This is a genomic window from Desulfovibrio sp. OH1186_COT-070, from assembly GCF_003860215.1.
Classification (GTDB): domain Bacteria; phylum Desulfobacterota; class Desulfovibrionia; order Desulfovibrionales; family Desulfovibrionaceae; genus Desulfovibrio.
This window is the reverse complement of the sequence record NZ_RQYH01000005.1, coordinates 84,294-107,728: the sequence shown is the minus strand read 5'-3', so window position 1 is coordinate 107,728 and position 23,435 is coordinate 84,294. Positions and strand designations below refer to the sequence as shown.

The following is a 23,435-nucleotide window of genomic DNA, read 5'->3' as shown; positions in this document are numbered from 1 at the left end:
CTTGTGTAACAAGTTTGTGTTACAAATGGAAGAATAAGCGTTTTATTTTTAGCCAGTTATAACTGATTGAACTGGTTGGATATTCATGGTGCCGAGGGCGGGACTCGAACCCGCACGAGAATCCTCACTACCCCCTCAAGATAGCGTGTCTACCAGTTCCACCACCTCGGCTCAATTTGTAATCTTAAGCCAACCGCTCCAGCTTGGCAAGATTTTTTTCTGCTCTCCCGCAAAACTTGCGCTTGCCGTGCAATGCGGGTAGACGAAAAGCCCAGGTGGAGGCGATGCCATGGACGAAATCACACAAAAATTTCTGCGCGATGTCGGCCCTGTGCTGTGCCTGGATATCGGCAGCGGGACCCAAGACGCCCTCCTGGCCAGACCGGGGTTGGAGTGCGAAAACTGGCCACGTTTCGTCCTGCCTTCTCCGGCGCGGCTGGCAGCACAGCGCATCCGTGAGCTCACCCTGTTGAAGCGCCCCGTATGGCTGTACGGCGGCAATATGGGAGGAGGCTTTACGCAGGCTGTCAGGGAGCATCTGGCCGCAGGACTGCCCGTTGCTTCCACCGCTGCGGCAACGCGCGGCATCCATGACAATGAAGACGTGGTGCGGGGCATGGGCGTCACGGTCTGTTCGCAGTGCCCGGAAAAAAGCGTTCCGGTCTGCCTGTCGGACTATGCGCCGGATTTCTGGGCAAATTTGCTGCGGCTGTCCGGCTTGCCCTTGCCGCATCTGGTGCTGGGCGCGGCCCAGGATCACGGCTTCCACGCACAGGGCAACAGGCAGGGGAGGATGTGCTTCTGGCAGAAAGAGCTTGCTTCTTCTCCCTGTCCGACAAAGTGGATTCACGCTGTTCCCCCCGTATCGCTAACGCGCCTGGTCGCGCTGCACGAAAAAACCGGAGGCCCTGTGGCGGATACGGGCACAAGCGTGCTGCTGGGAGCCTTGTGCGATGCGGCCGTGATGGAGCGCAGCTTCCGGGAAGGCATTACCGTCGTGAACGTTGGCAACGGCCACACCATTGCGGCCCTTGTGTACAGGGGGCATGTGCGGGGACTGTACGAACACCATACGGGCATGCGCACTCTTGAGCAGCTTCTGCACGATCTTGACCAGTTCCGCAAACACTGGCTGCCGACTGAAGAAGTACAGGCCAGCGGCGGGCATGGGACGGTTTTTGGCCCGTACTGTGAAGAGGCAGGAGGGTATGTGCCGACCTACATAACAGGGCCAAAGCGCAATCTTTTGCGGGGGCATGGCCATTTTCTGGCCCCGCACGGCGACATGATGCTGGCGGGCTGCTTTGGTTTGCTGTGGGGATGGGCACATGCCCGTGCGGGTGCCGCAACGGAGCGCTGCCCATAATGCGCGCGGCTTTTCCCCTGGCGGGACAGATATGAAATCGTATTGCTGCAAGGAAATACCCTATGGAAGTTTTTGATCTGGCAGAATCCTGGAGCAGGGAGCATATTGCGGAAATCCAGACTCTCCGGCTGAAAAGCACGGTAGAGCAAACCAGAAAGTGCGCCTTTTATCGCCAGCGTCTGGACGCCGCCGGTCTGGGCCCCGGTTTTGTCCGTAGTCTGGACGACCTGCGCCGCATACCCTTTACCACAAAGAACGACCTGCGCTCCCAGTATCCCACCGGGCTGCTCTGCGTTCCGCAGTCGGAAATTGTCCGCATGCACTGCTCCAGCGGCACGACCGGATCGCCGGTGGCGATCTGCCATACGCAGAACGACATACATTCCTGGGCCGATCTGATGGCCCGCTGCATGGCGATGGTAGGGGTGCGCCGGGACGATGTTTTTCAGAACATGTCCGGCTACGGCCTGTTTACCGGAGGGCTGGGCATCCATTTCGGCGCGGAGCGTCTGGGCTGCCTGACCATCCCTGCTGGTGCAGGCAACTCCCGCAGGCAGATCAAGCTGGCCAAGGATTTTCGCACAACGGTGGCGCATATCCTGCCTTCCTATGCCCTGATTCTGGGAGAGCACTTGCGCAGCAGCGGCGAAGACCCGCGCAACCTTTCCCTGCGCATCGCGCTGGTCGGCGCAGAGCCTTATACCGAGGAATTCCGCCGCCGCATCGAGGAACTTTTTGACATGAAGGCATATAACTCGTACGGATTGTCAGAAATGAACGGTCCCGGAGTGGGCTTTGAGTGTCTGGCACAGGAAGGCATGCATATCTGGGAAGACGCTTTCATTCCCGAAATCATCAATCCGGATACCGGAGAAGTCGTGCCCGACGGCGAGGTGGGAGAACTGGTCATGACCTGCCTCTGCCGGGAGGGGATGCCCATTTTGCGCTACAGAACACGGGATCTTACCAGATTCCTGCCCGGAGACTGCCCGTGCGGACGCAAACACCGGCGTATTGACCGTATTCTGGGGCGTTCCGACGACATGTTCATCATCAAGGGGGTCAATATCTATCCCATGCAGGTGGAGCAGGTGCTCATGGCCTTTCCCGAAGTGGGGCAGAACTATCTTATCCGTCTCGAGAATGAAGGTCTGGGCGACAGCATGCGTGTTCTGGTGGAAGTGCGCGACGAGTACTTTGTGGAAGACATGCGCGTTCTGCAAAATCTTCAGCGCACCATCGCCGCGCGCCTGCGTGATGAAATTCTGGTCACGCCCAAGGTCGAACTTGTGGAAAGCAACAGCCTGCCGCGGGCGGAAGGCAAGGCGGTGCGCCTGCAGGACATGCGCAACAAGAACTGAAGACCGGGTTTTTCATGGATTTTTTGCCTTTCCCTCTGGCTTCACTGGTGGCAGGCGCCTTTATTGCCTTTCTCTGTTTTGTGCTTCTGCTCAATATTTTCGGGCTGCCTGCCAACTGGTTTTTGCTGGGCCTGGTCGCCCTCTGGAAAACGTCCCATCCGGGGGCAGTTTCCATGGATGTCTGGTTCTGGGTCATGATGGTGAGCATTGCCCTGGCAGGCGAAGCCCTGGAAATGGGTTTGCAGTACATCAAGGCCCGGCGCTACGGTTCCAGTTCCGCCGGGACTTTTGCGGGCATGGTTGGGGCGGTTCTGGGGGCAATTCTGCTGGCCCCCCTGTTTTTTGGGCTGGGGGCGCTCATCGGCGCCCTGGCTGGCGCATGGCTGGGATGCTTTGTGGTGGAACTGCTGAAGGGGCGTCCGGTTAACGCGGCGCTGGATGCCGCTTTTGGCGCCATGGTCGGAAGATTTCTGGGAACAGTGTGCAAGTGCGGAGCAGGGGGAGGGATGCTGGCTCTGGCCGCCAGGCATATCTGGCCGCAAATCCCGTTGGCGCGGCCTGATGCCGGAGACGCGCAGATTGTTTTTTCGGTCTTTTCGTGGGGAATGTGCTGAGTGGGCAGCTTGCTGGACGGTCTGGAAGTTGTGCTGGTCAGAACGCGCTTTCCCGAAAATATCGGCATGGCGGCGCGGGCGTGCGCCAATATGGGCTGCCCTTCACTCTGTCTTGTCATGCCGGAAAACCGGAATCCGGAAAAAGCCTCGCCTCTGGCAACTCCCCAGGGACAGGCGCTTCTGGACAGAATGGCTGAGTACCAGACCTTGCCGCAGGCTCTGGCGCACAGTGTTCTGGTAATCGGAACCACAGCCCGCACAGGGGGCTGGCGTCAGTCGCCGCTTGCTCCGGAACAGGCGGCGTCACTGGTGGCAGCATCGCTGGCAGGAGGAAACAGGGTTTCCCTCGTTTTCGGATCCGAAGACCGGGGCCTGATCAATGAAGAAATAACGCACTGCCACCGCCTGGTGTCCATCCCCACAGACAGTGCCGTCAGTTCGCTGAACCTGGCCCAGGCGGTGCTTTTGATGACATACGAATGCGCCAGGGCCGTTCGCGTCCTTTCCCGCGAGGAAACCGGCAGGCAGCAGCGCACAACGGGACGCCCCGTCACGGCAGCGGAGCAGGAACTTCTTTTGAACAACCTCCGCGACATGCTGCTGCGCATCGATTATCTGCACGGGGACAACCCGGAGTATTTCTTCCTGCCCTGGCGGCGCTTTTTCGGGCGGACGAAGCTGCTCCGCCACGAATACGATGCGCTGATGGGATGCTGCCGACAGATACGCAACAAGCTTGCCGGGCATTTTCCCGGCAGGGAGGGGTGAACCCGGCTTGCGGCGTTCTTTGGGCGGCTCTCATGTGCTGCGCCCGGAAAGGCCTTCCAGCTCCGCAAGGTGTGCGGAGGCAAAGTTCAGACTCGGATCCAGTTCCAGAGCCGCGCGCAGATGCCTGCGCGCCTCTTCGTTTTTCCCCAGAAATTTTTCACAGAGCCCCAGATTTGCCAGGTCTGTTGCAGACCCTTTGTCAACGCGCAAAACGTTTTCAAATATTTGGGCCGCTCCGGCGTAGTCACCCTGTTTGAAATGGGCGACCCCCAAAAGGTTGCCGTATTCCTTCATTGCAGGGCACAGTTCTGTCGCCGTTTGAAGCGGAGGGATGGCTTCGGCCCAGCGTTCCTCGCGCGTCAGAACATGGCCGAGATAGAAGGAGGCCAAAGCCCTGGAATCGGAATCGGGCTGACACTGCACAGCCTCTTCAAAAAGGGGGCGGGCGCTTGCCCATGCCCCGGTACGCAGGGCCAGCATGCCGTGGAAAAACGGCAAAAAATGGGCGTCAGGATAGATGCGCGCAAGCGTCGCCAGCCCTGTGCGCACGTCTTCGGGCGCAGCTTCTTCCAGAAGCTTGCGGCCAACAAAAAGCCCGAGGCTCTGATTGCGGTCGCGCTCACGAAATGCCAGGCCGGGGACGATGCTGTAGTGCGCGGGGATGCCCAGGTCCGGATGCGTTGTCTCCACCACATACAGCGTTTGTGGGGACAGCCTGTGCAGTGCCGTCAGCAATTCTTCCCGTATGTCGTTATTCTCCACGCTGGGCAGGAGGTGGAGGGCAGTGCCGGGGCCCTGACGCAGCCACATGGTCTGTTCCAGGGCTGTGAATTTGGAAAGACCCGATGCCTCGTAACAGGCATTGGTGCAAAAATCGCCCGCCAGTTGGGCCACCTCGGTGACGGCCCTGATGGCGGCCTTGGCGGGTGATGCGGCTGTGCCCGCAGTGAAGACGATTTCCGATGTGGCGGGAAAGGTTGCCGGATCCCAGGCCAGAGCGGCGACTGTGGGCAGAGGCATATCCAGCGAAAAATCTTTGAGGATCAGGTGTATCCCCTGCTTTTCAAAGGAGTGCAGGAGGCGGCGCAGCGTATCGTCCCCATGACAACTGGCGGGGTCAATGGTCGGCGTGGCGAGGCGCTCGCGGTCCACACGGCAGCAGACATGGCGCTCCACAAGTTCGCAGAGCCCCTGAAAAACGGATTCTTCCGTGGTATTGCCTGCGGATGTTCCGTTGAACTCGCCTAGCAGTTTGAACCAGTCCAGCGGCAGCCAGACAATCTGGCCGTCCGGCAGACGGGTGGCGGGATAAAAATGCCAGGAAACAAGATCCAGGATTTGTCGCGCCTGGTGGGAAGAAAGAGAGTCGTTGACAGAGTGCAGCATGTCGCGCACGGGAAGCAGGGCAGGGCCGAAGGCCGCTTCCGCCTCGCTCCAGGTCGCGCGCACCATGTGGGGGCGCTGCTCCCAGAAGTGGAAAAAGGCATAGCGTTCCATAAGCTCCATAAGGGCTGACGCTTCTGCCTGCTCCACGGAAGACCCTTTGCCCATCTGTTTGCGCGTGGGCATGACGGCGCTGGCGTCGGCGCCGCATACGCTCAGAAAAACGGGGATTCCCAGCCTTCCGGTGTCCACACGTTGCGTCCGGGCCAGAATGTCCAGCCGGACGCTTGCCAGACGCTCGCGCACCAGAGCCGCTGTTTGTGCCGGATCGGCGGCCTTGTCCAGATCCCTGGTGTATGCCTTGGGGCAGGGAGAAAGAGAGATGCGGGGCAGGGGGGCACTCATGCGCGCTCCAGAATCAGCACGGTATATATGCGCCGCTGTTCTCCATCGGCGTCATCGTGCGTTTTGACGCCTATGCGGCCTTCCGTGACCTTGAAGCTTTTTGCCGCCATTTTGGCGAAAGCGGGCTTGTGCCGTGTCAACTCCGTGCAGAAAAAGGCTTTTCCCGCAGGAGCGAGGTGCCGCTCGACAAACTTTATGAGCGGGCGGTGCAGGTCGTCGAGATACAGCAGTTCCGAGGCGGCAATGCAGTCGACTCCGTGGGCATAGCGCGGGTTCTTGCCCGGGGCAGTAACGTCCAGCTGTGCCACTTCAATGACATCTTGCAGGCCGTTGCGCAGGACGTTGGCCCGTGCAAAAAGCAGGGCTTCCCTGACAATATCGGTCAGGACAATGCGCGAAAAGCCGTATTGTGCGGCAATCAGGCTCAAAACGCCGCAGCCTGCCCCGAGTTCGAGCAGGGTTTTGCCTTCTGGCGCGTATTTTCGCAAAAAGCGGCCCAAAACAAAGGAGCCTGGCCATACCTTTCCCCAGAGGGGCAGGTCTTTGAGCGGGTTGCGCACGGCTTTCCGGATCAGGAGCTTGTCAATATGCTCCTGCATATTGCAGATGGAAAGGGTGTGCAGTGTTTTGCCGTCAACGTGAAGCGGCTCGAAGCGCACGTCAAACTCGGTGCTGATGGCATCCAGAAGTGTGGAGAGTTCGTCCTTTTCCGGCATGGAGTTTCCTGGGGGCTGCCTCACGGCAAACCGCCTTGTCTGGTTTGTCCGCATAAGAAGTCAGAAAAATTGTGAACTGACTTCTATATCAAAACTTTTTCCAGAGCAACGAGGGCACGGGTTGCCCCCTTGGGGGCAGGCGCGGAGCGCCCTTTTTCCAACTCCACAAACAGGGATTTTTGGAGTATGTTGTGCCTGTCATCGTGAAGCCAGCGTATTTCTTGACGGCACGGGAGTGTGGGGAGCAGCATGGCAAAACAGAAGGAAGTGTATGTCTGTTCTTCCTGCGGGGCGCAGACCATGCAGTGGCGGGGGCAGTGCCCCGGTTGCCGGGAGTGGAATACTCTTCATCCCGCCATGCGGCCCAGGGCGGGCGCTGCCGGAACATCGCGGAGTGGTGTGACGGGGCGTCCCGTGGCGCTGTCCGCGGTCACTGATGCCGGGCAGACCCCCTACGGCAGCGGCCTTGCGGCGCTTGACCGCGTGCTCGGCAAGGGGCTTGTGCCCGGTGCCGCTATCCTTGTGGGCGGTGAGCCGGGCATCGGAAAATCAACCCTAATTCTGCAAATAGCGGGATTTGTCGCCGCGCAAATGGGCGAAGAGCGCCCTGTACTCTACGTCAGCGGGGAGGAATCTCTGGGGCAGATCAAGGGGCGCGCAGACCGCCTGCGCATCCAGGCTCCCGGCCTGCTGGCCCTGGCGACATCCCGCGTCGAAGATGTGGTTGAGGCTGTTTCTGCCTCTGCCCCTCTGCTGTTGGTCGTGGATTCGGTGCAGACCCTTGCCAGCACCGAGGCGGAAGGCTTGCCGGGCAACGTCAGTCAGGTGCGGGCGGTAGCGACAATTTTGCTGGAGCTCTGCCGCCGCAGCAACTGCACCCTTGTGCTGGTGGGGCATGTGACCAAGGACGGCACGCTGGCCGGTCCCCGCCTGCTGGAGCATATGGTGGACACCGTTGTTTCTCTTGAGGGCGACAGGAGGCAGATGTTCCGCCTTTTGCGCGTATACAAGAACCGCTTCGGCCCCAATGAGGAGCTTCTGGTTTTTCATATGGGCGCGCAAGGCATGCAGGTAGTGGACGATCCTTCCACATTCTTTCTGGGGCAGCGCGATGCATCGCTCTCCGGCGCTGCCGTGGTCATGGCCGTGGACGGCCAGCGGCCGCTGGCCGTCGAGATACAGGCGCTGGTGTCCCGCACATTTTTGAGCATTCCGAGGCGCGCCGCTCTGGGCTTTGATGTCGGTCGCCTCCATCTTCTGCTTGCCGTGCTGGAAAAAAGGCTCAAACTCAATTTTTCCCAGGTTGACATTTATGCCAAGGTGGGAGGAGGCATCCGGCTTTCCGAGCCGGGGCTGGACCTTGCCCTGGTGGCAGCCGTGCTGTCTTCGTATTATGACATTCCCTTGCCGGAAAAATGTGTGCTTTGGGGAGAGGTGGATCTGAACGGGCAAATCCGTCCTGTGACCGCGCAGCATGTTCGCCTTGGGCAGGCGCGGCGGCTCGGATTTTCCCCTGTGGTGCAGCCCGAAAGAGAGCACGGGGGCATAAGCACGGTTTCTGACCTGCAAAAACTCCTTTTTCACCGGGGAAGCGCAAGCCATGCCTCTGGAAACAGAAAGAAAATATCTTGATGTGGAATTTGCTGATCTTCGCATGCGTCTGTCTGCCCATGGAGCCGTGTGTGAGGGGACGCATTTTGAAGAAAATTTTCTTTTTGACGCATCTTCGCACAGTCTTGCGCACAAGGGCTGTGTTTTTCGTCTGCGCGTGCAGGAATGCAGGGAAAACACACAGTGCCGTCTGACGTTCAAATCAGCGGCGGAGGACAGCGCAGACTACAAGATCCGGGAAGAACTGGAAACAAAAGTCGGCGACGGTGCGGCCATGTACGGTATTTTGCGCAAACTGGGCTACAGCGTTGTTGCCCGGTACGAAAAAATACGGGAAGTGTGGCGCATGGGCAGTGTCGAAGTGTCTCTTGACACAGTTCCCTTTGCAGAAATTGTGGAACTGGAAGGTCGGGCCGGTGATATTCTGGCGGCAGAGCAATGTCTGCATCTTGACAAGGCCGAAATCAGCACCAAAAGCTATCATGAGTTGCACCAAGCCTGGCTCGTGCAGCACAACAGGCCGCAGCAGCTTTCGTTCGTGTTTTCAGAGCAGCAGAGAAGCTTCTGGAGAAAAAAGCTGGATCTGCCCGAAAAAGCGCTTTGTTTGCACGGTTTTTGAATAAAAGTTTGATGCGGCACATCTGTTCCGCAGGGTACATGTGGCCGAAACAGGCCGGAGCGCGTGCCGCAAAAACGGGGTACGCTGTTTGGGGGTATTGCAGATGTCTTTCACTCATGGGCGGCCTGAAGCTGACGACAGTGTTCTTCTGAAAAAAAAGCTCAAGGAGCCTGCCCGTTACCGTGTTTTGCTGCACAACGATGATTACACAACCATGGAGTTTGTGGTTTCCATATTGCGCCGCATCTTTCACAAGACGCCGGACGAGGCGATGACGATCATGATGGCCGTTCACCAGAGCGGCATTGGGGAATGTGGTGTATACACCTACGAAATTGCGGAAGCAAAAGTCAAACATGTGCACAAGGAAGCCAGGGCGTCAGACTTTCCCCTCAAGTGCAGCATGGAAAAAATATAAAGAGATTCATATATGTTAAGCAAAAGTGTTCAGAGCGTAATACGCGAAGCCCTGATGGAGGCACACAGGCGGCGGCATGACTTGCTGACTGTGGAGCACATTCTTTTTGCGCTGACCAAAAACATGAAGGGGCGCATTATTCTGGAAGGCAGCGGTGCCAGCGTGCCGGTATTGCGTGAACAGCTCGAAGAGTTTTTCCGCAGGGAAATGGGCAGCATTTCCGCATCGACCGCGCACGAAATTGTCCAGACCGAAGGTGTGCAGCGAATACTGGAACGCGCGCTTTCCCACATCCGTTCCGCCGGGCGGGATACCGTGGAATTGGGGGATCTGCTCATTTCCATCATGGACGAAGAGGAGAGCTATGCCCACTTTTACCTGCGCAAGCAGGGGGTGGAGCGCCTTGACGTTCTGACCTTTGTCACGCACGGGTTGGAGGAAGGGCGGGGCTCGCTGGGAACAGGAGGCCCGCAGGCTGAAGACGCCAAAAACGCCAAGGACGATCCCCTGAAGCAGTTTGCCGTGGAGCTTACGGCCCAGGCCAGAGAGGGCAGGATTGATCCTCTTGTGGGGCGGGGTGCGGAGCTTGACCGCGCTGTGGAGGTTCTGTGCCGACGCCGCAAAAACAACCCTCTTTTTGTTGGCGATCCGGGGGTGGGCAAAACGGCGATGGCGGAAGGCCTGGCGCTGCGCATTGTTGAGGGCCGTGTGCCGGAGAGTTTTGCCGATGCCAGAATTTTTGCCCTGGATATGGGACTGCTGCTGGCGGGAACGCGCTACCGGGGGGATTTTGAAAACCGGCTCAAGGGCGTTGTGCAGCGGCTCAAGGAAGAGCCCAATGTCATCCTGTTTATTGACGAAATACATACCATTGTTGGTGCCGGATCCACGTCGGGCGGATCCATGGACGCCTCCAACCTCCTCAAGCCCGTTCTTGCCAGTGGAGAAGTGCGCTGCATCGGCTCCACCACGCATGAGGAGTTCCGCAACCATTTTGAAAAAGACCGTGCCCTTGCCCGCCGCTTCCAGCGCATAGACATTGCCGAGCCGGGGCAGGACGAATGCCTGCGCATTCTGGACGGGCTCAAGACGCACTATGCCGACTTCCATGGCGTGCGCTATACTCCGGCCGCTCTCAAGGCCATGGTGGAGCTTACTGCACGGCATGTGCGGGATCGTCTGCTGCCGGACAAGGCCATTGACGTGCTGGACGAAACAGGGGCTGCTGTGCGTTTGCGCCACGACGGCAAAGCCCGCAGTGACGAAAAAGGCAAAAAAAAACGCTTCCCTGTCCATGTGGCGGATGTGGAGAGAATTGTGGCCCGCATGGCGGGAGTGCCGGTGCGCACGGTTTCCGGCGGAGAGCGTAACAAGCTCGCAGCACTGGAAAAAAATCTGAAAAAGCAGGTGTTCGGTCAGGATGAGGCCATAGAGATCACGGTGCGGGCCATCCTGCGCGCCCGGGCCGGACTCGGCCAGGAGCAGAGGCCTGCCGGCGCCTTTTTGTTCTATGGCCCCACGGGAGTGGGCAAAACAGAGGTGGCCCGCAGCCTTGCCGAACTCATGGGCATAGAGTTTTTGCGCTATGACATGAGCGAATATATGGAAAAACACGCGGTTTCGCGCCTCATCGGTTCTCCTCCGGGCTATGTGGGTTTTGAGCAGGGGGGGCTTTTGACAGAAGCCGTGCGCAAGGCCCCGCACTCCGTGGTGTTGCTGGACGAAATCGAAAAAGCGCACCACGATGTGTTCAATATCCTGCTGCAGGTGATGGACTACGCAACCCTGACAGACAATACGGGGCGCAAAACGGACTTCTCCCATGTCATTCTGATCATGACCTCCAATGCCGGGGCCTTTGAAATGTCGCGCCCGTCAATGGGCTTTGGAGGCGCAGCCCCGCAAGATGCCGCGAGAAAGGGATTGAAATCTTTGGAAAACATGTTCAGCCCCGAGTTTCGCAACCGTCTTGATGCTCTGGTGCCTTTCAACAGCCTGAATGAAGACATGATGCTGCGCATTGTGGACAAGTTCCTGGCGAATATTTTGGCCAGCCTGGCACAAAAGAACGTCCGGCTGTCTGTGACGGAAAGCGCCAGAAAACGCCTGGCCCAGCAGGGATTTGAGCCAGCCATGGGAGCCCGTCCCCTTCGCCGCCTGTTGCGCGCGGAACTTGAGGATCGCCTGGCGCACGAGCTCTTGTTCGGCACGCTGACCAGGGGAGGGAAGGCGGTTTTCGGATTCAGGGACGGCGCATTTGCGCTGGAGGCAAAACCGGCTGCGCGCACCGTCAGGCAGCGGGCTGCGGAGTAGCCGCAGGGCGCTCATGCTCTCTGCATACAGGGCGCTGGCCGCACAGTTTCCTCCGCTGGGCATGGCCCGGAAAGACGGCCTGCTGTGCGCGGGGGGTGATCTGGCTCCCGCGCGCGTGCTCGCGGCGTACAGTCTGGGCATTTTTCCGTGGTATGAGCAGGGGCTGCCTGTGCTCTGGTGGTCGCCGGATCCGCGATGCATAATGCCGCTGGAAAGTTTTCACCTGCCTGAGCGCAGCCGCCGCGCACTGCGGCAAAAAGCCTTCACCATAACGCTGGACGCCGCCTTTGGCCGGGTGATACGCGCGTGCGCCGCCCCCCGGAAAAAATCTGCCGGAACCTGGATCATCCCGGAGATGATCCGGGCCTACAGCAGGCTTTTTGATTTGGGATATGCCCATTCCGTTGAGGTATGGGATGGAGAAAATCTGGCGGGAGGGCTGTACGGCATTGCCCTGGGAAAGGCTTTTTTTGGGGAATCCATGTTCCATGCCGTACCGGAAGCTTCGCGGGCGGCGCTTGCCGCTCTTGTCAGCCTGCTCCGGCTGCGGGGGGCCACGCTTCTCGACTGCCAGCAGGAGACTCCCCATATCATGCAGATGGGCGGATGCACGGTACCCCGGCCGCATTTTCTGAGCCTGCTTCAGGAAGCCCTTGAGCGTCCGGCGGGGGAGGACAAAACACAGGCCTTTCCCTGGCATCCCTGGGAGAAGGCGTATGTCTACTCCGCAGAGAGCGGATCGTGGGCTGCCAAATCGTAGAAGCCGTGTACGGCAAAGGGGAGCGGATAGTCCGGCACAGCCTCGAAGCGTATGATCCCCGTAGTCTTGCCTTCGCCGATGCCAGCCAGGGGGCCGACCCCCAGAGGCACGGGCAGATCCAGCGGACAGACCAGCAATTTTTCGATGTGTCCGGCATACCTGTTTTCCAGATATGCGGCCAGACTCCGGCTTTCTTCTTCGGTAAAAGCTTCCAGTACATAGCGCAGGGCGGCATCTCTGGTTGCCCCCTGAAGAACCTGCGGCGGCACTGAGGGATCCGGCGCGCTGACGATATCCAGTTTTTGCAGGCGTTCCAGCTCCGCATCATCTGTTTCTGCCCGGAAAATCTGGACGTCTACGTGCTTGCGTCCCTTGAAGGTGTTCAGTGTAGCGGCTATGATGTACATTCTGTCCAGCGGCGCATCGGAAGGAGCGGGAACAAAGGTGATTTCCATGCTTTTTCCTTTGTGAAATTTTTGACTCCTATTACCCCAATTTGTTGCCATATGGAAGACACTGCCTCTAGCCGCTTTTGCCTTGAAACAGAATACACGCCTACGGGAGACCAGCCCGAGGCCATCGAAGAAATCGTGGCCAATATCCGGAGCGGCGTTGCGGCACAGGTTCTTCTGGGGGTTACCGGGTCGGGAAAAACCTTCACCATGGCCAATGTGATTGCCCGTTGCAATCGCCCGAGCCTGGTGCTGGCTCCCAACAAAACACTTGCAGCGCAACTGTACGGGGAGTTCAGAAGCCTTTTTCCGCGCAATGCCGTGGAATATTTTGTCAGCTATTATGACTACTATCAGCCTGAAGCCTACGTTCCCGCATCAGATACATATATTGAAAAAGATTCTTCCATCAATGACAATATTGACAAGCTGCGTCATGCAGCTACCCATGCACTGCTGACGCGGCGTGACGTTGTCATTGTTTCTTCGGTTTCCTGCATTTACGGTCTTGGCTCTCCGGAGTATTATGCCAGAATGGTCATTCCTGTGGAAGCGGGCCAGCGGCTTTCCATGGACGCGCTGATCACGCGGCTGGTGGAAATTCAATACGAGCGCAATGATTATGATTTTCATCGCGGCACCTTCCGGGTGCGGGGGGATGCCTTGGAGATCATTCCTGCCTACCATCACGAGCGGGCTTTGCGTCTGGAATTTTTCGGGGACGATATTGACTCCCTGCGTGAAATCGATCCGCTGACCGGCAAGGTTCTGGCAGAAATCAGCAAAACGGTTTTGTATCCGGCCAGCCACTTTGTTTCTGCACGGGAAAACCTTGTGCGGGCGGCCCGCGACATTCGCGAAGAACTGGCGGAGCGGCTTGCATGGTTCAAGGGGCAGGGAAAGCTGGTGGAGGCGCAGCGTCTGGAGCAGCGCACGCAGCTTGATCTGGAAATGATCGAGGAACTCGGATACTGCAACGGCATCGAAAATTATACGCGGCATCTGGACGGCCGCCGGGAGGGAGAGCCTCCGTCCTGCCTGCTGAACTATTTTCCCCGTGATTTTCTTTTGTTCGTTGACGAGTCGCATATCAGCGTTCCGCAGATCGGCGGAATGTTCAAGGGCGACCGTTCCCGCAAGCAGACTCTTGTTGACTACGGCTTTCGCCTGCCTTCGGCCCTTGACAACAGGCCCCTGCAATTTGCGGAATTTGCGGTTCTTCTCAATCAGGTCATCCATGTTTCCGCCACTCCGGGCAAGTACGAACTGGAGCAGTCCCAGGGGCTTGTTGTCGAGCAGATTATCCGCCCCACGGGCTTGGTGGACCCTGTTGTGGAGGTGCGTCCCACGCAGGGACAGATGGAAGATATGCTCGGCGAATGCCGGAAGCGCATCGGCCGCGGTGAGCGTGTTCTGGTGACAACGCTCACCAAGCGCATGGCGGAAGACCTTACGGAATACTGCTGCGCCATGGGCGTTCGGGCGCGTTACCTGCATTCGGACATTGAAACCCTGGAACGCATACAGATCATCAGGTCATTGCGCCTGGGCGAGTTTGACGTTCTGATCGGCATCAATCTTCTGCGTGAGGGTCTGGATATTCCGGAGGTGTCTCTGGTATGCATTTTTGATGCGGACAAGGAAGGCTTTTTGCGCTCTACCGGCTCCCTCATCCAGACCTTCGGGCGGGCGGCGCGCAATATTCACGGACAGGTTTTGCTGTATGCCGATACCATTACCCAGTCCATGCGTGCGGCCATGGACGAAACCGCCCGCCGCCGCGCCAAACAGTCCGCATACAATGCGGCCCACGGCATCACGCCTGTCAGCACGCAAAAAAATCTTGATTCGCCGCTGGATGGATTGTACGCCCGTGCCGAAGAGGGAAAGGGCAGACGCAGGCACGGCAAAGGCGAGGACAGTACAGCGCAGGCAGTGCCGGTGACGGCGGAAGAAGCTGCCCGTTGCATCGCCCAATGGGAAAACGAAATGAGGCAGTCTGCCCGCAATCTGGAATTTGAACGTGCCGCAGAGCTGCGTGACCGCATCAGGGCATTGCGGGAGAAACTTCCGGCCATGCCCTGACCCGCAGGCAAAGGAATCGTATGCCGAAGCAAGACAGTCCCACAGAAATGCAAGAACATTCTTCCCGTGTTGTCGGCCCCAGCGCCGAAGATCGGGCGCGTGCCGACTGGCTGGCCGCAGAACTGGAAAAGCACAACCATCTTTATCACACCCTTGATTTGCCCGTCATCAGCGACGCACAGTATGACGCCCTGTTTCGTGAGCTTGTCCGGCTTGAGGAATTGTGGCCGGAACTGCGCTCCCCCCAGTCGCCGACGCAAAGGGTGGGCGGCAAGCTTTTGAGCGGGCTGGCCAAAAAGGATCACTCGCGGCAGATGTACGGCCTGGACAATGTTTTTTCTGTGGAGGAGTGGCGTGACTTTGTTGAGCGCATGCGGCGCGCGTGGGACGCGTCGGGCAGCGTTGCATTGCCGCTGACCTTCTGGTGTGAGCCCAAACTGGACGGGCTGGCTCTGGAAATCGTGTATGTGGACGGCCTGTTGCAGGAGGCGCTGACACGGGGCGACGGAATCACGGGGGAAGTGGTCACCGATGCTGTGCGCACCATCCGCACCGTACCTCTGCGCCTGCGCGGGGAAGGGCCTTTCCCCGCCAGGCTGGAGGTGCGCGGCGAAGTGGTCATGTACAAGAAAGACTTTCATGACCTCAATGCCCGCCAGCAGGAGCTGGGGGCAAAGGTTTTTGCCAACCCGCGCAATGCCGCTGCCGGGACTCTGCGACAGCTTGACATGACGGTGACGCAATCCCGTCCTTTGCGTTTTTTTGCCTACGGCGTGGGGGAGTGCCGCTGGTCTCCGGCAGTACCGTGCCTTTCCTGCGGGGAATTGATGGCACGGCTGGGGGCATACGGATTTTTGACCCCGCCGCACGGGAGGCTTTGCCCTGATCCGGAAAGTGTTGCGGAATACGCGGAACAGGTGCGGGCGGAGCAGGACGCGTTTTTTATGGAAATTGACGGCGCTGTCGCCAAACTTGACAATCTGGATGCTCAGGAGGCGCTCGGGTTCACCGCCAGATCCCCACGCTTTGCCGTGGCGTTCAAATTTCCTTCCCGGCAGGCGACAACAGTTCTCAGTGCTATTGAGGTTCAGGTAGGGCGCACGGGGGTACTCACTCCTGTGGCGGTTTTGGAGCCTGTTGCCCTTGGCGGGGTCATGGTGTCCCGGGCGACCCTGCACAATGAAGACGAAATCCGGGCGATGGATATACGGATAGGGGATACGGTCATTGTGCAGCGCGCGGGCGATGTGATCCCGGCGGTGGTGGGGCCAGTGATGGAACTGCGACCTCCCGGCGCGCAGGAATATGTTTTTCCCCGTTCCTGCCCGGCGTGCAGCCAGCCGGTATATCGGGAAGAGGGACAGGCTGCCTGGCGGTGCGAAAATGTTGCCTGCCCGGCCATCAGGCTCCGGGCCATCACGCATTTTGTTTCCAGGGAAGGATTGAATATTCAGGGGATAGGCCAAAGGTGGGTGGAGCAACTGGTGGCCGGGGGCAGGGTGGCGTCCCCTGCGGATTTGTTCGCCCTGCGCATGGAAGACCTGGAAAAACTGGACCGCATGGGCGAGGTGCTGGCCAGAAAATTTTTGGACAACCTGGAAACGGCGCGGCAGTCCGCCACACTGCACCGCCTTTTGTGTGGCCTGGGCATCCGGCATGTGGGCAGGGAAACAGCACGAACCCTGTCCCGGTCTTTTGGCGATCTGGCCGCTCTGGCGGAAGCGGATACGCAAAGCCTGCTGGCGCTTCCGGATATCGGCCCGGAAGTGGCTGCTTCCATACACAACTTTTTTGCCACTCCTGCCAACAGGCGCTTGCTGGAGCAGTTCCGGAGTGTGGGCTTGTGGCCGAAAGGCGAAAGTGTGGCGGCACCGTCCGCCGCACTGTCCCCGGCCGTCCAGGGACCGCTTGCAGGAAAAGCCGTTCTTTTTACCGGAACCCTGCGCATGCCGCGAACCCTTGCCCAGGAACTGGCGGAAGCCGCAGGGGCTCTTGTGCTTGGCAGCGTCAGCAAAAAGCTGGACTATCTGGTTGTTGGCGAGAAACCGGGCAGCAAACTTGCAAAAGCGCAGGCCCTGAATGTCAGCATTGTGCAGGAAGAGGATTTTGTTGATTTTTTGCGTCTGTCCGGGCTGACTGTCCCGCCCGGAACAGCATGAGAAATACGTTGACGCGGCGCGCGCCTGCAAAATGTGCCCGCACGCACGAGAGGGAGAGCAGAGTGAAAACAGATATCATTGTGATGGGTGCCAACGGGCGCATGGGCAAAAGCATCTGCCAACTGGCAGTTGCAGACCCTGACTGCACTCTTGCGGGGCTGGTCGACAACAGGGAGCATCTGGGCAAACTGGAAGGTTTCGGATGCCCCGTGGCGGACAGTCTTTCTGCGGTGTTGCCTGCCGCCAATGCCGTGGTCATTGATTTTACGGCTCCTGCGGTAAGCCTGCAATCGGCCCGTACCGTGAGCTCTACAGGCAACGCCCTTGTCATCGGCACTACCGGATTTTCTCCGGAAGAGAAGCAGGAGTTGGAAAGCCTGGCCGGGGCGGCTCCCATCTTCTGGGCTTCCAACATGAGCATTGGCGTCAACGTGTTGCAGCAGATACTGCCCGCGCTTGTGCAGGCTTTGGGCCCCGGCTACGATATGGAGATGGTTGAGCTCCACCATAACCGCAAAAAAGACAGCCCCAGCGGCACTGCCCTGACCTTGGGAGAGTGTCTGGCCAAAGCCAGGAACTGGGATCTTGGCGAAGTGCGGTGCTCCGCGCGCGATGGCATGATCGGCGAGCGTCCCGAAAGGCAGATAGGCATCCAGGCCGTCCGGGGAGGGGATGTCGTTGGGGTGCACACCATCTATTTCATGGGGCCGGGAGAGCGGATCGAGATAACGCACCATGCGCACTCGCGGGAAAACTTTGCCCAAGGGGCACTGCGGGCCGCCAAATGGCTTTCCGGCCAGAAGGCGGGCAGGCTGTACGGCATGAAGGATATTTTTCAGTCCTGATGCCCCCATTATCACCGGCCATTGGCCGATTGGAGGCTTGCTGCGCCGAAAAAACGCGGTTTTCAGCCTGTTTTCGTTGTCTTTGGTATCGTTCCGTTCGGCGTTGGCGGTCATGCCGGAAAGAGTGCCTTTCGGGAAAGTATTTGGAGGGCAGGCAGCGGGTACTGCCCCCTGAAAGTGCGGATCTGACCGGGAAAAACTTCTCCCCCGTCTTGCTGTGTATGCAGGGTGGGGGAGAGTTTTTTGTGTCAGGCGCACAACGTACCGCGCTACGCGCTTTCGTTGTGCGTCAATTCTCATGCAAACTTTCAAGTGGTTCTTTAAAAAAATTTGCCTTCTGGTGTATCATGCTGATTTTTATGAAATATTTAAAGGCGTGTTCTCTTGCAAAGAAAAAATATTTCTTGACATCCAGATTTTTCTTATGGTTTGCAAGTTTTTTGATAAAACCATAAAAAAGTGAGTATATATTGAAAATACGATAAAATATAAAAATATATCTGTTGATAATATGAATGTATTTTGTGGGTATTTTTTTCCGGGCAAATAAAATCCTTTGGACTGCAAGGATTTTTGCTGTCCATAAATTTTTGTCAATAAAAAAATTCAATTATTATCTTGAAATAAAAAAATGAGTATTGGGGACAGAGAAAAAAGACTTCATGGAAAACATCATTTTTGTCTTCCTTGGCGAAAGCTGCTCCCGTGCGTTACAAGAGGGCATGAACGACCGCTGGTTTGAAATCTCTGAAAATCTGAAAAAAATGGTGGATTCTGCCCTGTTCAGGGTCTGGATAGCACCTTTGCAGGCATGCATTGGCGATAGGGAGGTAAGCCTTTGCGCACCCAACGCCTTTACCGCCAACTGGCTGAAAAACAATCTGGTGCAGGCCTTGCAGCAGGCGGCTGCGCCGGTGCTTGGGCTCCAGCCATCCGAGGTGAACATCCGCATTGCAGTGGATGAGGCGCGCAAGAAGATTCCTGCCAGCGAACAGGGAGCGGCGGCCAATGCTTCTGCCCGCCAGGCCTGTGATTGCCCCCGGTCTCCGCGTCCGGAGCAGGGTTTGCTTCCGCTCAACGCCTGCTTTCCCCATACGGTTTCGCGCTGGCGCTATTCCTTTGAGGATTTTGTGGTTGGCCCCACCAACAATATGGCGGTGGCGGCCGCACAGGACGTGTGCACATGCAGCGGCTGTGTGCAGACCCTGTTTGTGAATTCTGCTTCCGGCATGGGCAAAACCCATTTGACGCAAGCCGTGGGGCAGGCCATCAGCCAAGAGCGCAGCGGGATGCGCGTGGGGTACCTGACAGCGGAGGAATTTGCTTCCCATTTTGTGGCCTCGTTGCGCACAAACAGCGTGGAGGCTTTCAAGGAAAGATTCCGCAACCTGGATGTTCTGTTGCTGGAGGATGTGCATTTTTTTCAGGGCAAAGAAAAAATGCAGGATATGGCCTTGGCCGTGGTCAAAAGTCTTCAGGCAAAAAACGGCAAAGTAATTTTTACCTCATCGTTTTCGCCCCGCGATTTGCAGCGCGTGGACAGTCAGCTTGTTTCCCATTTTTGTTCCGGAATCCTGGCGGAAGTCGGGCAACCAACAGAGGACATGCGGCGTCGCATCCTTGAGAAAAAGGCCAAAAGTTTCCAGGTTCTGCTGCCTGACAATGTCTGCACCCTGCTGGCCAGTCGGCTTGTCGGCGATGTGCGGCAACTGGAGTCCTGCCTCAACAGCCTGATCTTCAAGGCCCGCCTGCTGAATTGCGGCGTAAACCTGGATCTGGCCATGACAGTGCTGCGCCAGTACGCCAAAACGCCTTCTGTTGCCGATATCTCCACCATTATCCAACTTGTCTGCCAGAGCTACGGACTGACGGAGCAGCAACTGGCGTCCCGCTCCCGGCGGCAAAATTGTGTGTTGGGGCGCAATACCGTGTACTATCTTGCCCGCAAGCACACACAACTGACATTGGAAGAAATCGGAGAACAGCTGAACCGGAGGCATTCCACGGTCATCAAGGGCATCACCTCCCTGGAGCGCGAAATTTCCAGAGAAACTCCCTTGGGACGCCAAATCAGCAGTGTGCTCCGCCTTGTGGAGCGCAATGCGGGTGCCGGGGCCTGAATTTTTTTCTGTTTTGTTGCTGCACGCTTTATAGTGCTGACAGCAGAAATCTACCGGGGGATCGCCTGCGCGATGCCCCGTTTTTGCATTTCCGCCACAACTTTTTGGCAAAATTCGGGAATTTTTTTCTGGGCTTCGGGAGTCAGGCCCACATTCATGGTGTGGTAGTCGTACGGCTGAAAGCCGAAAACCAGCGCATTCACCGTATGACCGGCCATGGAGCAGGTGAGCAGAGTGTCCACCAGATCCGTCTGGTGCATGGAATCCCGAAAACTCAGGCTTTTCCGCAGATCTTCGCCTTCCAGCACATAGGTGCTGCCGGGCGCTTCCGGCCCCAGAACAACATCAAGCACCACCAGAGTATCACAGCTCATGATTTCGTTCATGAGCATGAGGCCAAGGGTGCCGCCGTCCAGAAGGCGTACATCGTCCGGCCAGTGAAAATTTTTTTCAAGATATTGCAAGGCGCAGACGCCAAAGCCTTCATCCGTCAAAAGAATGTTGCCAACGCCCAGAACAAGCACTCGTGTTTTGTCCAAAAAGATCCCTCGTGGATAAAAAGCCTGGGGCGGGGCAATGCCCCGCCCCCTTCCTTCACATCAGCGGAAAGCACGCTGCGCGCGTGCTGCGCCTACAGCACCTTGAACTTGTGCACTTCGTTGGTTTCTCCGTCAATGACGTGTACAGCACAGGCGATACAGGGGTCAAAGGAGTGGATGGTGCGAAGAATTTCCACAGGGCGCTTGGGGTCGGCAATGGGGGTGCCCACCAGGGCTTCTTCCGCTGCGCCGGGTATGCCTTTGGCGTCACGGGGGCCGAGGTTCCAGGTGGTGGGAACAACCAGCTGGAAGTTGCCGACCTTGCCGTCCTCAATGCGGATCCAGTGGGAGAGGCCGCCACGCGGCGCGTTCACAAAGCCCACGCCCTTGGCGCTGGCGGGAACCGCATAGTCCTCCACGATCTGCTTGTCCTTGACGATATTGTTTTCGTATTCGTTGAGCCAGTTTTCCGTCTGCCGGGTAATGACCAGGGTCTGGATGCCGCGGGCGGCCGTGCGCCCCAGGGTGGAGAAGAGTGCTTCCGGGCCTACGCCGAGGGTTTTCAGCACATGATCCACAACAGGCTTGATGACCTTGTGGTTTTGCCCGTAGGCGATCAGCATCTGGGCCAGAGGGCCTGTTTCTACCGAGTGGCCCGCATAACGGGGAGCCTTGAGCCAGGAATACCTGTCGGTGTCCCCCATTTTGGTGAAGGCGGGCTTTGTTTCCCCGTCAAAGGGCGGCAGGGCCTGATCGCCTTCATACCAACTGTGGCGCACATGCTCGTCAATCTTGGTGGGGTCAAAGGGCAGAACATTGCCGATTTTGCGATCCAGAATGATGCCGGGTTTGTACCAGCGGGTGTTGAGATCCCGCTCCCCTCCGGGCGTGGGGAATTCGCCGAAATCCATGAAGTTGGTAGTTCCGCCGATGGAGGCCCAGTCCTTGTAGTATCCGGCAACCATGAGCAGGTCGGGAATGTAGACTTCTTCAACAAAGGCGCGGGCTTTCTGGTACAGGTCGCGGAATTCCTTGATGCGCTGGGGGGTCAGGGCATCATAACAGGTCACGCCGCCAGCCACCATGAACTGCGGATGCGGATTTTTGGAGCCAAAGACGGCCATGGCGCGCGCCACGTCCACCTGGGCGCGGAGAGCTTCCAGATAGTGGGCTGTGGCCACCAGATCCGCTTCGGGATCCATGTAGTAACCTTCGTGCCCGCCGAGAAAATAGGCATTGGTGAAGGGGCCGAGTTGGCCGCTTTCCACAAAGGATTTCAGCTTGGCCTGAACAGCGGCAAAGTCTTCTGCCTTGGCCGGACGGGGGGAGAAGGACTGGGCAAGCTTTGCGGCTTTTGCCGGGTCTGCCTTCAAGGCATTGGTCACGTCCACAAAATCAAGGGCATGCAGCGCATAAAAATGGACCAGATGGTCATGGATGAACAGCATGGCCAGCATGAGGTTGCGGATATATGTGGCATTGGCCGGAATGGGTTTGTTGATGGCATCTTCAAGACTGCGCGTGGAGGCCAGCGCGTGCGTGTATGTACAGACGCCACAGGTGCGCTGTGTAAAATGCTGCACATCGCGAGGATCGCGGCCCTTGAGGATGGTTTCCAGCCCGCGGAAAAGGGTTCCACAGCTTCTGGCTTCCTTGATTTTGCCGCCTTCCACTTCCACTTCAACGCGCAAGTGGCCTTCAATGCGGGTCAGCGGATCCACGACAATGGGCCCGGAATATGTGCTCTGGGGCGTTTTTTTGACTTGGCTCATGAATTTCCCCCTAGTTCTGATAGAACGGCGTCATATCGTCCCAGAAATTGGGCTCGCTGCACCCGATGCAGGGATGCCCGGCAGCCACCGGCCAACTGGTTTCATTGAACAGCACTTTGGGACAGTTATTGTAGGTTTCAGGCCCCTTGCAGCCCAGATCGTACAGACACCAGCCTTTGCGGGCTTCTTCGGAATTGAAGGACGGAGCGAACTCGCCCGCATCAAAATGCTTGCGGCGTTCGCAGAGGTCGTGGACGCTCTGGCCAAAGAACATGAGCGGACGATCCAGTTCGTCCAGTTCGATTTTTTGGCCTTGCAGGAAGGCGACAAGCGTACCAACCATGTTCAGGGGGTTGGGCGGACAGCCGGGGATATTGATGCCCTTGACTCCGAGTTCGGCGAAACATTCGTTCACGCCCTTGGCATTGGTGGGATTGGGCTTTGCGGCCTGCACTCCGCCGTAACTGGCGCATGTGCCGATATTGACCACAGCCTTGGCCTTGGGCAGCACTTCTTTGCAAATGTCGTACATGGTGTGCCCGCCCACATAGCCGTACTTGTTGTCAAGCCCTGTGGGAATGGCCCCTTCAACCATGCATATGAAGCCATCGGGATTTTCCACTGCGGTCTTCAGGGTTGCTTCGGCAGCCTCACCGGAGGCAGCCATGATGGTTTCGTGATATTCCAGGGAGATGGAGTCCAGAATCAGGCTGTCAATAAAGGGTTTGTAGGTACGCAGCAGAGCTTCGGAACAGCCCGTACACTCCGCGGTGTGCAGATACACGACAGATGCCCGCCGTCCCGTGAGGGCCGCTGCCACCTCTGAAGCGAACGATGGCCCCATGCCCATGGTTACCGCTATCGCAGTGCAGAACTTCATGAAATCCCGGCGGTTGATACCCTGGCGTTCCAGACGCTTGTCGCCGCCTTTTTTGCCCAGCCCCACGGCAATACGCATAATAGCCTCCTGGCAAAAGTGAATGAAAGTGTGTCCAGCCCCCCTTGGCTCACTTCAGAGCAAAGTGCCGTTTTTCCGTGCTGCCGCTTGTGGTATTGTGTTTGCTGCGCACAGACGGTCAGGCAGAAAAACGGGGTTATCCGCATCCCGGGGTTGCTGCTGTGATGCTTT

General features: G+C 57.9%; 20 protein-coding genes and 1 tRNA gene. 14 read left to right on the top strand and 7 right to left on the bottom strand.

The annotated features are described in order from the left end of the window. Window positions 1-86: 86 nt before the first annotated feature. A tRNA-Leu gene (locus tag EII23_RS03140) sits at window positions 87-171 on the bottom strand. Window positions 172-289: 118 nt separating this feature from the next. On the opposite strand from EII23_RS03140, the gene EII23_RS03135 reads away from it, so the two are divergent. The 4 genes from EII23_RS03135 to EII23_RS03120 all read left to right on the top strand — a co-directional run bounded on the left by EII23_RS03135 (window position 290) and on the right by EII23_RS03120 (window position 4,109). Beyond that, complete coding sequence (locus EII23_RS03135; protein ID WP_124791932.1) at window positions 290-1,366, top strand: DUF1786 domain-containing protein; 1,077 nt, start codon at window positions 290-292, stop codon at window positions 1,364-1,366. Between the two features lie 62 nt (window positions 1,367-1,428). Further along, entirely contained in the window at window positions 1,429-2,727 is a 1,299-nt protein-coding gene (locus EII23_RS03130) for a phenylacetate--CoA ligase family protein (RefSeq protein WP_124791931.1), read from the top strand. A gap of 14 nt (window positions 2,728-2,741) precedes the next feature. Beyond that, entirely contained in the window at window positions 2,742-3,341 is a 600-nt protein-coding gene (locus EII23_RS03125) for a DUF456 domain-containing protein (protein ID WP_124791930.1), read from the top strand. A gap of 9 nt (window positions 3,342-3,350) precedes the next feature. Further along, window positions 3,351-4,109, top strand: coding sequence for an RNA methyltransferase (locus EII23_RS03120; RefSeq protein ID WP_185702286.1), 759 nt, complete (start codon window positions 3,351-3,353; stop codon window positions 4,107-4,109). 30 nt (window positions 4,110-4,139) lie between these two features. On the opposite strand, the gene EII23_RS03115 is transcribed toward EII23_RS03120, so the two are convergent. Together EII23_RS03115 and EII23_RS03110 are read right to left on the bottom strand one after the other, a co-directional pair. Continuing rightward, on the bottom strand, window positions 4,140-5,897 hold the full coding sequence (locus tag EII23_RS03115) for a YcaO-like family protein (protein ID WP_124791928.1): 1,758 nt from the start codon (window positions 5,895-5,897) through the stop codon (window positions 4,140-4,142). After that, window positions 5,894-6,613, bottom strand: coding sequence for a methyltransferase (locus EII23_RS03110; protein ID WP_124791927.1), 720 nt, complete (start codon window positions 6,611-6,613; stop codon window positions 5,894-5,896). The genes EII23_RS03115 and EII23_RS03110 overlap by 4 nt, the downstream gene beginning before the upstream one ends. A 249-nt stretch (window positions 6,614-6,862) precedes the next feature. Here EII23_RS03110 and radA point away from each other — a divergent pair, with 249 nt between their 5' ends. The 5 genes from radA to aat all read left to right on the top strand — a co-directional run bounded on the left by radA (window position 6,863) and on the right by aat (window position 12,334). Continuing rightward, window positions 6,863-8,245 carry a DNA repair protein RadA gene (gene radA, locus EII23_RS03105; protein ID WP_124791926.1) on the top strand — a complete coding sequence of 461 codons (1,383 nt, stop codon included), beginning with the start codon at window positions 6,863-6,865 and terminating at the stop codon, window positions 8,243-8,245. Further along, the gene (locus tag EII23_RS03100; RefSeq protein ID WP_124791925.1) at window positions 8,214-8,843 is read left to right on the top strand and encodes a class IV adenylate cyclase; all 630 of its coding nucleotides are present in this window, start codon (window positions 8,214-8,216) and stop codon (window positions 8,841-8,843) included. Before radA ends, EII23_RS03100 begins: the two co-directional genes overlap by 32 nt. Before the next feature lie 103 nt (window positions 8,844-8,946). Continuing rightward, on the top strand, window positions 8,947-9,261 hold the full coding sequence (locus tag EII23_RS03095; RefSeq protein ID WP_124791924.1) for an ATP-dependent Clp protease adaptor ClpS: 315 nt from the start codon (window positions 8,947-8,949) through the stop codon (window positions 9,259-9,261). A gap of 12 nt (window positions 9,262-9,273) precedes the next feature. After that, on the top strand, window positions 9,274-11,574 hold the full coding sequence (clpA, locus tag EII23_RS03090) for an ATP-dependent Clp protease ATP-binding subunit ClpA (RefSeq protein WP_124791923.1): 2,301 nt from the start codon (window positions 9,274-9,276) through the stop codon (window positions 11,572-11,574). 13 nt (window positions 11,575-11,587) lie between these two features. Continuing rightward, window positions 11,588-12,334: a leucyl/phenylalanyl-tRNA--protein transferase gene (gene aat, locus EII23_RS03085; protein ID WP_124791922.1), complete on the top strand. Its 747-nt coding sequence runs from the start codon at window positions 11,588-11,590 to the stop codon at window positions 12,332-12,334. Here the strand turns inward: aat and EII23_RS03080 are convergent. Then, window positions 12,295-12,789, bottom strand: coding sequence for a hypothetical protein (locus EII23_RS03080; RefSeq protein WP_124791921.1), 495 nt, complete (start codon window positions 12,787-12,789; stop codon window positions 12,295-12,297). The genes aat and EII23_RS03080 overlap by 40 nt on opposite strands. Before the next feature lie 51 nt (window positions 12,790-12,840). On the opposite strand from EII23_RS03080, the gene uvrB reads away from it, so the two are divergent. The 5 genes from uvrB (at window position 12,841) to EII23_RS03055 (ending at window position 19,995) form a co-directional block, all read left to right on the top strand. After that, a complete protein-coding gene (gene uvrB, locus EII23_RS03075) occupies window positions 12,841-14,871 on the top strand; it encodes an excinuclease ABC subunit UvrB (protein WP_124791920.1) in 2,031 nt (676 codons plus the stop codon). Between the two features lie 20 nt (window positions 14,872-14,891). Next, on the top strand, window positions 14,892-17,030 hold the full coding sequence (gene ligA, locus EII23_RS03070) for an NAD-dependent DNA ligase LigA (protein ID WP_124791919.1): 2,139 nt from the start codon (window positions 14,892-14,894) through the stop codon (window positions 17,028-17,030). A gap of 62 nt (window positions 17,031-17,092) precedes the next feature. Beyond that, window positions 17,093-17,875: a 4-hydroxy-tetrahydrodipicolinate reductase gene (dapB, locus tag EII23_RS03065; protein WP_124791918.1), complete on the top strand. Its 783-nt coding sequence runs from the start codon at window positions 17,093-17,095 to the stop codon at window positions 17,873-17,875. 143 nt (window positions 17,876-18,018) lie between these two features. Beyond that, a complete protein-coding gene (locus tag EII23_RS03060; RefSeq protein ID WP_124791917.1) occupies window positions 18,019-18,330 on the top strand; it encodes a hypothetical protein in 312 nt (103 codons plus the stop codon). A 207-nt stretch (window positions 18,331-18,537) separates the two neighbouring features. Then, window positions 18,538-19,995 carry a DnaA ATPase domain-containing protein gene (locus EII23_RS03055; protein ID WP_260424571.1) on the top strand — a complete coding sequence of 486 codons (1,458 nt, stop codon included), beginning with the start codon at window positions 18,538-18,540 and terminating at the stop codon, window positions 19,993-19,995. Window positions 19,996-20,045: 50 nt separating this feature from the next. On the opposite strand, the gene EII23_RS03050 is transcribed toward EII23_RS03055, so the two are convergent. From EII23_RS03050 to EII23_RS03040, 3 genes are all read right to left on the bottom strand, one after another. Then, window positions 20,046-20,534 carry a HyaD/HybD family hydrogenase maturation endopeptidase gene (locus tag EII23_RS03050; protein ID WP_124791916.1) on the bottom strand — a complete coding sequence of 163 codons (489 nt, stop codon included), beginning with the start codon at window positions 20,532-20,534 and terminating at the stop codon, window positions 20,046-20,048. Between the two features lie 92 nt (window positions 20,535-20,626). After that, the gene (locus EII23_RS03045; RefSeq protein ID WP_124791915.1) at window positions 20,627-22,306 is read right to left on the bottom strand and encodes a nickel-dependent hydrogenase large subunit; all 1,680 of its coding nucleotides are present in this window, start codon (window positions 22,304-22,306) and stop codon (window positions 20,627-20,629) included. Window positions 22,307-22,316: 10 nt separating this feature from the next. After that, window positions 22,317-23,264: a hydrogenase small subunit gene (locus EII23_RS03040; protein ID WP_124791914.1), complete on the bottom strand. Its 948-nt coding sequence runs from the start codon at window positions 23,262-23,264 to the stop codon at window positions 22,317-22,319. Window positions 23,265-23,435 lie beyond the last annotated feature (171 nt).

What these genes read in the sequence shown, in the direction of transcription:
- uvrB (WP_124791920.1), top strand. Translation starts at nt 12,841, where the DNA reads ATGGAAGACACTGCCTCTAGCCGCTTTTGCCTTGAAACAGAATACACG.
- EII23_RS03130 (WP_124791931.1), top strand. Translation starts at nt 1,429, where the DNA reads ATGGAAGTTTTTGATCTGGCAGAATCCTGGAGCAGGGAGCATATTGCG.
- EII23_RS03045 (WP_124791915.1), bottom strand. Translation starts at nt 22,306, where the DNA reads ATGAGCCAAGTCAAAAAAACGCCCCAGAGCACATATTCCGGGCCCATT.
- EII23_RS03110 (WP_124791927.1), bottom strand. Translation starts at nt 6,613, where the DNA reads ATGCCGGAAAAGGACGAACTCTCCACACTTCTGGATGCCATCAGCACC.
- EII23_RS03125 (WP_124791930.1), top strand. Translation starts at nt 2,742, where the DNA reads ATGGATTTTTTGCCTTTCCCTCTGGCTTCACTGGTGGCAGGCGCCTTT.
- aat (WP_124791922.1), top strand. Translation starts at nt 11,588, where the DNA reads ATGCTCTCTGCATACAGGGCGCTGGCCGCACAGTTTCCTCCGCTGGGC.
- ligA (WP_124791919.1), top strand. Translation starts at nt 14,892, where the DNA reads ATGCCGAAGCAAGACAGTCCCACAGAAATGCAAGAACATTCTTCCCGT.
- radA (WP_124791926.1), top strand. Translation starts at nt 6,863, where the DNA reads ATGGCAAAACAGAAGGAAGTGTATGTCTGTTCTTCCTGCGGGGCGCAG.
- EII23_RS03100 (WP_124791925.1), top strand. Translation starts at nt 8,214, where the DNA reads ATGCCTCTGGAAACAGAAAGAAAATATCTTGATGTGGAATTTGCTGAT.
- EII23_RS03095 (WP_124791924.1), top strand. Translation starts at nt 8,947, where the DNA reads ATGTCTTTCACTCATGGGCGGCCTGAAGCTGACGACAGTGTTCTTCTG.
- clpA (WP_124791923.1), top strand. Translation starts at nt 9,274, where the DNA reads ATGTTAAGCAAAAGTGTTCAGAGCGTAATACGCGAAGCCCTGATGGAG.
- EII23_RS03135 (WP_124791932.1), top strand. Translation starts at nt 290, where the DNA reads ATGGACGAAATCACACAAAAATTTCTGCGCGATGTCGGCCCTGTGCTG.
- EII23_RS03055 (WP_260424571.1), top strand. Translation starts at nt 18,538, where the DNA reads ATGGAAAACATCATTTTTGTCTTCCTTGGCGAAAGCTGCTCCCGTGCG.
- EII23_RS03040 (WP_124791914.1), bottom strand. Translation starts at nt 23,264, where the DNA reads ATGCGTATTGCCGTGGGGCTGGGCAAAAAAGGCGGCGACAAGCGTCTG.
- EII23_RS03115 (WP_124791928.1), bottom strand. Translation starts at nt 5,897, where the DNA reads ATGAGTGCCCCCCTGCCCCGCATCTCTCTTTCTCCCTGCCCCAAGGCA.
- EII23_RS03080 (WP_124791921.1), bottom strand. Translation starts at nt 12,789, where the DNA reads ATGGAAATCACCTTTGTTCCCGCTCCTTCCGATGCGCCGCTGGACAGA.